This window comes from Mycobacterium asiaticum (assembly GCF_001668675.1).
GTDB classification, from domain to species: domain Bacteria; phylum Actinomycetota; class Actinomycetes; order Mycobacteriales; family Mycobacteriaceae; genus Mycobacterium; species Mycobacterium asiaticum_D.
The window spans coordinates 1-8,690 of sequence record NZ_LZKQ01000291.1 but is presented as its reverse complement, the minus strand read 5'-3'; the positions used below and the strand labels follow the sequence as shown (position 1 = coordinate 8,690).

The 8,690-nt window shown below is 67.8% G+C and carries 9 protein-coding genes; 7 read left to right on the top strand and 2 right to left on the bottom strand.

The annotated features are described in order from the left end of the window. On the top strand, nucleotides 1–872 hold an 872-nt coding region (locus tag A9X01_RS24395), incomplete at its 5' end, for a glycosyltransferase family 4 protein (protein WP_065123191.1). A gap of 88 nt (nucleotides 873–960) precedes the next feature. Here the strand turns inward: A9X01_RS24395 and A9X01_RS24390 are convergent. Further along, nucleotides 961–2,763 (bottom strand): AMP-dependent synthetase/ligase, encoded by a 1,803-nt coding sequence (locus A9X01_RS24390; protein WP_065123188.1) that lies wholly within the window; start codon nucleotides 2,761–2,763, stop codon nucleotides 961–963. A 144-nt stretch (nucleotides 2,764–2,907) separates the two neighbouring features. Here A9X01_RS24390 and A9X01_RS24385 point away from each other — a divergent pair, with 144 nt between their 5' ends. The 5 genes from A9X01_RS24385 (at nucleotide 2,908) to A9X01_RS24365 (ending at nucleotide 6,346) form a co-directional block, all read left to right on the top strand. After that, on the top strand, nucleotides 2,908–3,297 hold the full coding sequence (locus A9X01_RS24385; protein WP_065123187.1) for a polyketide cyclase / dehydrase and lipid transport: 390 nt from the start codon (nucleotides 2,908–2,910) through the stop codon (nucleotides 3,295–3,297). 109 nt (nucleotides 3,298–3,406) lie between these two features. Next, on the top strand, nucleotides 3,407–3,841 hold the full coding sequence (locus tag A9X01_RS24380) for an SRPBCC family protein (protein WP_036359453.1): 435 nt from the start codon (nucleotides 3,407–3,409) through the stop codon (nucleotides 3,839–3,841). After that, nucleotides 3,838–5,100 (top strand): ArsA family ATPase, encoded by a 1,263-nt coding sequence (locus A9X01_RS24375; protein ID WP_081282612.1) that lies wholly within the window; start codon nucleotides 3,838–3,840, stop codon nucleotides 5,098–5,100. The genes A9X01_RS24380 and A9X01_RS24375 overlap by 4 nt, the downstream gene beginning before the upstream one ends. Next, nucleotides 5,097–5,489: a hypothetical protein gene (locus tag A9X01_RS24370; protein WP_065123190.1), complete on the top strand. Its 393-nt coding sequence runs from the start codon at nucleotides 5,097–5,099 to the stop codon at nucleotides 5,487–5,489. Before A9X01_RS24375 ends, A9X01_RS24370 begins: the two co-directional genes overlap by 4 nt. A gap of 95 nt (nucleotides 5,490–5,584) precedes the next feature. Then, on the top strand, nucleotides 5,585–6,346 hold the full coding sequence (locus A9X01_RS24365) for a lysophospholipid acyltransferase family protein (RefSeq protein ID WP_065123185.1): 762 nt from the start codon (nucleotides 5,585–5,587) through the stop codon (nucleotides 6,344–6,346). Nucleotides 6,347–6,359: 13 nt separating this feature from the next. On the opposite strand, the gene A9X01_RS24360 is transcribed toward A9X01_RS24365, so the two are convergent. Then, nucleotides 6,360–7,640 (bottom strand): glycosyltransferase 87 family protein, encoded by a 1,281-nt coding sequence (locus A9X01_RS24360; RefSeq protein WP_065123184.1) that lies wholly within the window; start codon nucleotides 7,638–7,640, stop codon nucleotides 6,360–6,362. A gap of 91 nt (nucleotides 7,641–7,731) precedes the next feature. On the opposite strand from A9X01_RS24360, the gene A9X01_RS24355 reads away from it, so the two are divergent. Beyond that, entirely contained in the window at nucleotides 7,732–8,598 is an 867-nt protein-coding gene (locus A9X01_RS24355) for a hypothetical protein (protein WP_065123189.1), read from the top strand. Nucleotides 8,599–8,690: the final 92 nt, after the last annotated feature.

Genomic DNA, 8,690 nt, shown 5'->3' with positions numbered 1-8,690 from the left:
CCCCCACCCGGCGTCGCGGCGCCCCGGCTGCTGGCCAGCCCCCCCCCGCCCGGCAGGCCGGGGCGCGCCGGGGGCGGCCCCCCCCCCACGGCCACGAGGTGGGCTGGTCGATGCTTCCGGTGGCGCGTTCGGTGTTGCGGCGCATCGGTGACGACACCGACGTCGTGACCTTCGTCAGCCGCTACACCCGATCGCGCTTCGCACCGGCGTTCGGGCCGGCTGCCGCCATGGAGTACCTGCCGCCGGGGGTGGACAGCGACCGGTTCCGCCCCGACCCCGCCGCGCGCGCGGAGTTGCGCGAGCGCTACGGGTTGGGTGAGCGGCCCACCGTGGTGTGTGTATCCCGGCTGGTGCCGCGCAAGGGCCAGGACATGCTGATCAAGGCGCTGCCCACGATCCGGCAGCGGGTCGATGGGGCCGCCCTGGTGATCGTCGGGGGAGGCCCCTACCTGGACACCTTGCGCAAGTTGGCGCGCGAGGCCGGGGTGGCCGATGAGGTGACGTTCACCGGCGGCGTTCCGGGCGATGAATTGCCGGCCCATCACGCGATGGCCGACGTCTTCGCGATGCCCTGCCGCACCCGCGGCGCCGGGTTGGACGTCGAGGGCCTGGGCATCGTCTTCCTGGAAGCGTCCGCGGCCGGGGTGCCGGTGGTGGCCGGCCGCTCGGGCGGGGCGCCCGAAGCGGTGCAGCATGACAAGACCGGCCTGGTCGTTGACGGCAACTCGGTGGACCAGATCGCCGACGCGGTCAGCGGGCTGCTGGCCGACCGGGACCGGGCCGCCGCGATGGGCGCCGCGGGCCGCGACTGGGTGCGCAAGGAATGGCGCTGGGACACCCTGGCCGCCCGGCTCGCGGATTTGCTCGGCTAGCCGTGCCGAGCAGACGCGTGAGCCCCCGACACGCCGTGCGTGCGGGGGCCCACGCGTCTGCTCGCGGGATCAACGCGACCGGCGCAGATCAGTCCTTTTCGTAGATCGCCTCGATGTCGGAGGCGAACTTCTCGGCGACCACGTTGCGCTTGACCTTCATCGTCGGAGTCAGCTCCCCGGTGTCCTCGGTGAAGTCGACCGGCAGGATGCGGAACTTGCGGATCGACTCGGCGTTGGACACCTGCTGGTTGGCCTTCTTGACGGCGGTGTCCACCTCGGCGACCAGGTCGGGGTCGGTGGCCAGGTCGCCGACGGAGGCGCCCTCGGCCTTGCTGTTGCGCTGTTTCCATCCGCCGAACGACTCCGGGTCGATGGTGATCAACGCGCCGATGAACGGCTTGTTGTCGCCGACCACCATCGCCTGGCTGATCAGCGGATGCGACCGCAGCTGGTCTTCGAGCACCGCGGGCGCGACGTTCTTGCCGCCCGCGGTGACGATCAGCTCCTTCTTGCGCCCGGTGATGGTCAGGAAGCCGTCCTCGTCGATCGAGCCGAGGTCGCCGGTGCGGAACCACCCATCGGTGAACGCGTCTTCGGTGGCCTGCTCGTTGCGCCAGTAGCCACCGAACACCACCCCGCCCCGTACCAACAGCTCCTTGTCCTCGGCGATCTTGAGGCTGTTGCCCGGCACCAGCTTGCCGACGGTCCCGATCTTGAGTCCGTTGATCTGGTTGACGGTGATGGCCGCGCTGGTCTCGGTCAGGCCGTAGCCCTCGTAGATCGTCAATCCGACACCGCGGTAGAAGTGGCCGAGCCGGGCGCCCAGCGGCGCGCCACCGGACACCGCGGCATGGCACTCCCCGCCGAGTGCCGCCCGCAGCTTGTGGTAGACCAGCCGGTCGAAGACCGCGTGCTTGGCGCGCAGCACCAATCCCGGTTTCCCGTCGTCCTGGGCCCGGCTCCACGCCACCGCGGTGTCCGCGGCCGCCTTGAAGATGGGCCCCTTGCCGTCATTAGACGCATTCTGCTCGGCGGTGTTGTACACCTTTTCGAATACACGCGGAACCGAAACCACCACAGTGGGTTTGAATTCCGCGAACAGCGGCAGCAGGTTTTTGATGTCACTGGTAAAGCCCACGGTGACTTGGCTGGTGAACGCCGACAAGGTCAGCGCCCGGGCCAGCACGTGCGCCAGCGGCAAGAAGACCAGCAGCCGCTCGCCCTTGCGCAACAGCGTCGGCAGGCATTCCTGCACGCCGCGGATCTCGTGCAGCAGGTTCGAGTGGGTCAGCTGGCAGCCTTTGGGCCGGCCGGTGGTGCCCGAGGTGTAGATCAGCGTCGCCGCGTGCTCGGCGCGCAGTGCCTCCTGGCGCGCGGTGAGCTCGGCCGCGTCGACCGATGCAGCGGCTTCCGCCAACTGGTCCAACGCCTTGGGCCCGGAGCCGTTGATGTGCAGCACCCGGCGCAGGGCGGGCAGCTCGCCGGTCAACTCGGTGACCATCGCGGCATGCGCGTCGGTCTCGGCGAACGCGACAACCGCCTCCGAGTCCTGCAGCACCCAGCGCACCTGCTCGGCCGACGACGTCTCATAGATGGGGACGGTGACGGCGCCGATCGACAGGATCGCCAGGTCCAGAATCGCCCATTCGTAGCAGGTCGCCGAGAAAATCGAGACCCGATCGCCCGCCTCAACCCCCAGGCCGATCAAACCCAGGGCGGCGGACCGGATCTGCTCAGAGGCCTGCGCGCACGTCACGTCGGTCCAAGCGCCGTCGATCCGCCGCTTGTAGATCACGTAGTCCGGGTCGTCACGTTCGTGCTGGTACACGACCGCCGCGACGTTGTCGTGCTCGTCGACGGTAAAGCGGGCGGGGACACTGTACTGACGCACTTGAAGTTACCTCGCTTGACCTAGGGTGGCGCTTCTCGCCAGGGTTGCTGTCACCAGCCTAATCCGGTCATTCCCGCAGCATGGAGACCCCCGGTCCGGACCTCGCCTGGATGGCTGAACGGTCCGATATGTGAAGCTGAGGCAATGAACAGCATCCAGATCGCCGACGAAACATATATCGCCGCCGACGGCGCGCTGGTCGGGGCCGCGATCGCCGATCAGTCCAAGTGGCGCCGGTGGTGGCCCGATCTCCGGCTGACGGTGACCGAGGATCGCGCCGAGAAGGGCGTCAGGTGGACCGTCGCCGGGGCGCTGACCGGCACCATGGAAATCTGGCTGGAACCGTCGATGGACGGCGTGGTGCTGCACTATTTTCTGCACGCGGAACCGACCGGAGTGTCCGGATCGGAGCTGGCCAAGCTCAACCTGGCCAAGCTGACACACCGCCGGCGGGTGGCGGGCAAAAAAATGGCCTTCGAGGTGAAAACGACCCTGGAAGCCGCACGTCCGGTCGGCGTTTCTCCGGTAATTTAACCGGGTCAAGATAGGCGTCAGGAGCGGTGCAAAAGAGTAGCGTTCCTGCAGGGAGACGGGGGCGCTCCCACAACTGACCGGATCCGAACCGGGAAAGGGAAGCAGCCAAGTGGCGGACAAGACGACTCAGACGATCTATATCGATGCCGATCCCGCCGAGGTGATGCGGGCGATCGCCGACATCGAGTCCTATCCGGACTGGATCAACGAGTACAAGGAAGTCGAAGTTCTCGAGGCCGACGACGAGGGCTATCCCAAAAAGGCGCGCATGTTGATGGACGCGACCATCTTCAAAGACACCTTGATCATGAATTACCAGTGGCCGGCCGACCGCAAGTCGCTGAGCTGGACCCTGGAATCCAGCTCGCTGCTCAAGTCCCTGGAGGGCACCTACATCCTGGCGCCCAAGGGATCTGGGACCGAGGTCACCTACGAGCTGGCGGTCGACCTGGCCGTGCCGATGATTGGGATGCTCAAGCGCAAGGCCGAACGGCGGCTGATCGACGGCGCATTGAAGGATCTGAAGAAACGAGTCGAGGGCTGAGTGATTCCGCGGCGCCCGCCCCGGCCCGGATCAGTCTGTTCGTAGGTAAGGGTGGGGTAGGAAAATCCACCCTGGCGTGTGCGACCGCGGTTCGCGACGCCGGCGATGGTCAGCGCGTGTTGGTGGTGTCCACCGACCAAGCCCATTCGTTGGGTGACGTGCTGGGTGTCCCGGTGCCACCGACCGGCCAGGGCGACGCGATTCGCGTGCTTGCCGACGACGCAGAGACCGGCGGCGGTTTGCTCGACGCGCTGGCGCTGGACACCCTGGCGCTGCTCGAAGACCGGTGGCGCGACGTCGTCGACGCCCTCGACGCGCGATTCCCCGAATCCGAGCTGAGTCGCATTGCGCCCGAAGAACTTTCGGCGCTGCCCGGTATCCAGGAAGTACTCGGCCTACATGCCGTCGGCGAGCTCGCGATGTCGGGCCGCTGGGATCGTATCGTGGTGGACTGCGCCTCGACCGCAGACGCGCTGCGCATGCTGACGCTGCCCGCCACTTTCGCGCTGTACGTCGAACGGGCCTGGCCGCGGCATCGCCGGCTCAGCATCGGCAGCGATGACAGCCGCTCGGCAGCAGTGGTCGAACTGCTGGAACGGACCAGCGCCGGCGTGGAACGGCTGAGTTCGTTGCTGACCGACGGAGATCTGGTCGGCGCGCACCTGGTCCTCACGCCCGAGCGGGTGGTGGCCGCCGAGGCGGCGCGCACCCTGGGGTCGCTGTCGTTGATGGGTGTGCGGGTCGAGGAGCTGCTCGTCAATCAGGTACTGGTCCGGGACGAAACCTACGAATACCGCAGTCTGCCCGACCATCCCGCGTTCTACTGGTACGCAGAACGCATCTCCGAGCAGCGCGCCGTGCTGGAAGAACTCGACGCCACCATCGGCGATGTGGCGCTGATCCTCATCGCCCACCAGGCTGGGGAACCGATCGGGACCAAGGCGCTGGCCGAGTTGCTGGACAGCGCCCGGCGCCGTCGCGGCGCCGAGCCGCCAGCCCCCGTGCGTCCGGTCGTCGACCTGGAGTCCGGCTCCGGCCTGGATTCGGTGTACCGGCTGCGGTTGGCGTTGCCCCAGCTCGACCCCGCAACGCTGGCGCTGGGCCGCTCGGATGATGATCTGATCATCAGCGCGGGCGGGGTGCGCCGGCGAATTCGGTTAGCCTCGGTGCTACGGCGGTGTACCGTGCTGGACGCACAGTTGCGCGGCGGTGAGCTGACCGTTCGATTTCAACCGGATCCGGAGGTATGGCCAAAGTGACTACGGGTCATACCGATATCGGTCCGGAGTTGCGCAAATTGGCGCAGGCCATCGTGGACGGGATCGACCCCGCCGTGCGTGCCGCGGCGACCCTGGCGGCCAGCGGCGGAACCGGCAAATGCCAGCAGGTGTGGTGCCCGGTGTGCGCGCTGGCGGCGGTGGTCAATGGTGAGCAGCACCCGTTGGTGACGGTCATCGCCAACCACAGCGTCGCGTTGCTGGAAGTGATTCAGTCCATCGTCGACGACATGCACGACGCGGCCGATCCCGCGCCTGACGACGACCCTCCGCACGGCGGTTTGCCCACCGAACCCGCCCCGCCGAGCGCCAACGGCAACGGCGCTGCTAGGACCGGTTACCAGGCCATCCCAGTTACCCTGCAGGAGTGAGCCAGCGCGAGCGGTCCTAGTTCGCGAGGTGGTCCGCGCCTTCGCGGATCGGTACAGTTGGCGCAGACACCATCCGGTGCAGCCGAGAGGGAGTTATGTGGTACTACCTATTCAAGTACGTTCTCCTCGGCCCGCTCCTGTCCTTGCTGGGGCGCCCGAAAGTTGAAGGGCTGCACCACGTTCCGAGTTCTGGGCCGGTGATCCTGGCCAGTAACCACCTGGCGGTCATGGACAGTTTCTTCCTGCCGCTGGTGGTGCGCAGGCGCATCACCTTCCTGGCCAAGAGCGAATACTTCACCGGCACCGGGGTGAAGGGCTGGTTCAACCGCTGGTTCTACACCGCCGTCGGGCAGGTGCCGATCGACCGGACCGACTCCGAAGCCGCTCAGGCCGCGCTGGAGACCGCCAAGCAGGTACTGGCCCAGGGCAAGCTGCTGGGGATGTATCCCGAAGGCACCCGCTCGCCGGATGGCCGCCTGTACAAGGGAAAGACGGGGCTGGCGCGACTGGCATTGCAGACGGGCGTTCCGGTGATCCCGGTGGCGATGATCGGCACCAACAAGGTCAACCCGCCCGGCACGTCGATGCTGCGGTTCGGCCGCGTCACCGTGCGGTTCGGCAAGCCTATGGACTTCTCGCGCTTCGACGGGCTGGCCGGCAACCACTTCATCGAGCGCGCCGTCATCGACGAGGTGATGTACGAGCTGATGGGGCTGTCCGGTCAGGAATACGTCGACATCTACGCCGCCAGCGTGAAGGACGGCAGCGCTGGGGATGGTGATGCGGACGGGTCCAAATCGGATTCCGCCCCGGACTCCACGAGGGCCGACCGGATTCCGGAAACGCAGGCTGGTTGATCGGCGGGCCTGATCAGCCCGCGGCCGCTACCGGGGTGCGTTCCCGCGACGCCAACCGAGCCGGCGCCACCTGCGCGGTGACGGTCACACCGGCGACCACGATCACCGCCAGCGCCCACCACACGTAGGACATCCCGAGCAGTTGCCGCCACCAGGCCGCCGTCGTCTCGTGGTGCTTGGGCAGCAGGTCGATGGGCGTCCACCGCATCAACGCCAGCCCCAGCAGGGTGACGACGCCGAGCGCGACGTTGCGGCGCCGCCAGGCCAGCACCCCGGTCACCAGCACGGCCGGCAGCATCCACACCCAGTGGTGCGACCACGACACCGGCGAAACCACCAACCCGAACAGGGCCACACAGATGACGGCCAGGGGTGCTTCGTCGGCCCGCAGCACCCGGCGCATCGCCCAGATGGTCGCGCCCAGCACCAGCAGACAGGCCAGCACCCACCACGGGAACCGTTCCTGCTGCTCGAGCCCCAGGCGGGCCAGGGCTCCCGCGATGTTCTGGTCGGTGTTCAGCGCCGCCTCACCGATGCGGTCGGTGTGGTGCAGCGTGCGGGTCCAGTACTCCCAGGAATCACGCCAGGCCAGCGCGAAGCCGACCAGCGTCGCGGCAACGAAGGTCACGATCGAGGTGACCGTGGCGCGGGTGTCCCGCCGGAGCAGGAAATACAGCAGGAACACGGCCGGGGTGAGCTTGAGCGCGATACCCAGGCCCAGCAGCACTCCTCGCGGCCACGGCGTACGGCGGGGGAGGCAGTCGGCGAGCACCAGCGCCATCAGCACGGCGTTGATCTGGCCGAAGGCGAAGTTCGAGCTGATCGGTTCCAGCCAGATCGACGCCGGCGCGACGATGACCACGGCCAACCACCAGCGGCGCAGCCAGGCCGGGCCGGCCAGCAGGTCCGAGTCGGCCCACACGTCGAGGCGGGTCAGCACGATTGCCGTCGACACCAGCAGCACCGCGAGCGTCAGCGCCGTGATCGCGACGCTGGCGACCGGCATCCCCATCCAGGCGAACGGGCTGAACACCACCGCGGCCAACGGGGGATAGGTGAACGGCAGGTCCACGATCGGTGTGTGGAACATCACGTTCCCGCTGTACAACGGCCGACCGTCCAGCCAGGCGCGCCCGCCCATCTGATAGACGTCGATGTCGATCCGGTAGGGAATGTGCCCGAAGAGCTGCCAGCACGTGTTGGCCAGCGCCAGCGCGGCCAGCAGCCAGAGCAGGCACCACAACCACACCCGCCCGGATCGACTGCCCACCACGGGCGACTGCCATCTACTCATGTCGCAGACAGCCTAATCGTTATCCTGCGTAGTCTTGCCCGCGCAGCGCGGCTTCCGGCGCGGGCGCGTCGGCGGGCGTAGCTTTTTTCTGGTGCGCCATTGGCTGGAGCATGACATCGTCGACCGCGGCAGGCTGCCGCTGCTGTGCTGCCTGATCGCCTTCATCCTGACCTTCTTCGTCACCCGGTCCTGCGTACGGTTCATCCGCCATCGCGGCGACCGGGGCAAGCCGGCGAGGTGGTGGCAGCCCCGCAACATTCACATCGGGGCGGTCCACATTCACCACGTGACATTCGGTGTGCTGCTGGTGATGGTGTCCGGGTTGACCATGGTCACCTTGGCGGTGAACGGCGATGGACCCGAGTTGACCGTCGCGGCAACCCTTTTCGGGATCGGTGCGGCCCTGGTGCTCGACGAGTACGCCCTGATCCTGCATCTGTCCGACGTGTACTGGGAGGAGGACGGCCGCAGCTCGGTGGACGCGGTGTTCGCCGCGGTGGCCGTGGCCGGGCTGTTGATGCTGGGGCTGCATCCGCTGATGTTCATCCTGCCGATCCGCCACGACGGCAATTGGGTGACGCTGCAGAGCACGCTGGTCGGCGCGCTGGTGCTGACCCTGCCATTGGCCGTGGTGGTACTGCTCAAGGGCAAGGTGTGGACGGGTCTGCTGGGCATGTTCATCGTTGTGCTGCTGGTGGTCGGGGCAATCCGGTTGTCCCGGCCGCACGCACCGTGGGCGCGCTGGCGCTACACCACCCGGCCGGCCAAGATGCGGCGTGCCCTGCAGCGTGAACGCCGGTGGCGGCGCCCGGTGGTGCAGGCGAAGCTGTGGCTGCAGGGCGCGATCGCTGGAACGCCCGGGCTGCCCGACGAGCGCGCGGTCGCTGCCCAGCTGGATCTCGATGTGCATCCCGCGCCGCCGCCCGAGGGCACCGAGCCGATTCCGATCGCCCGGTGAGCAGACGCGTAAGCCCCCGCACGCACGGCGTGTCGGGGGCATACGCGTCTGCTCGGCACGGGGCCGCGCCCGGACGCACTAGCCCGCATTAG

Excerpts from the sequence above, each read along its gene's own strand:
- A9X01_RS24385 (WP_065123187.1), top strand. The coding sequence starts at position 2,908 with ATGAACAGCATCCAGATCGCCGACGAAACATATATCGCCGCCGACGGC.
- A9X01_RS24365 (WP_065123185.1), top strand. The coding sequence starts at position 5,585 with ATGTGGTACTACCTATTCAAGTACGTTCTCCTCGGCCCGCTCCTGTCC.
- A9X01_RS24360 (WP_065123184.1), bottom strand. The coding sequence starts at position 7,640 with ATGAGTAGATGGCAGTCGCCCGTGGTGGGCAGTCGATCCGGGCGGGTG.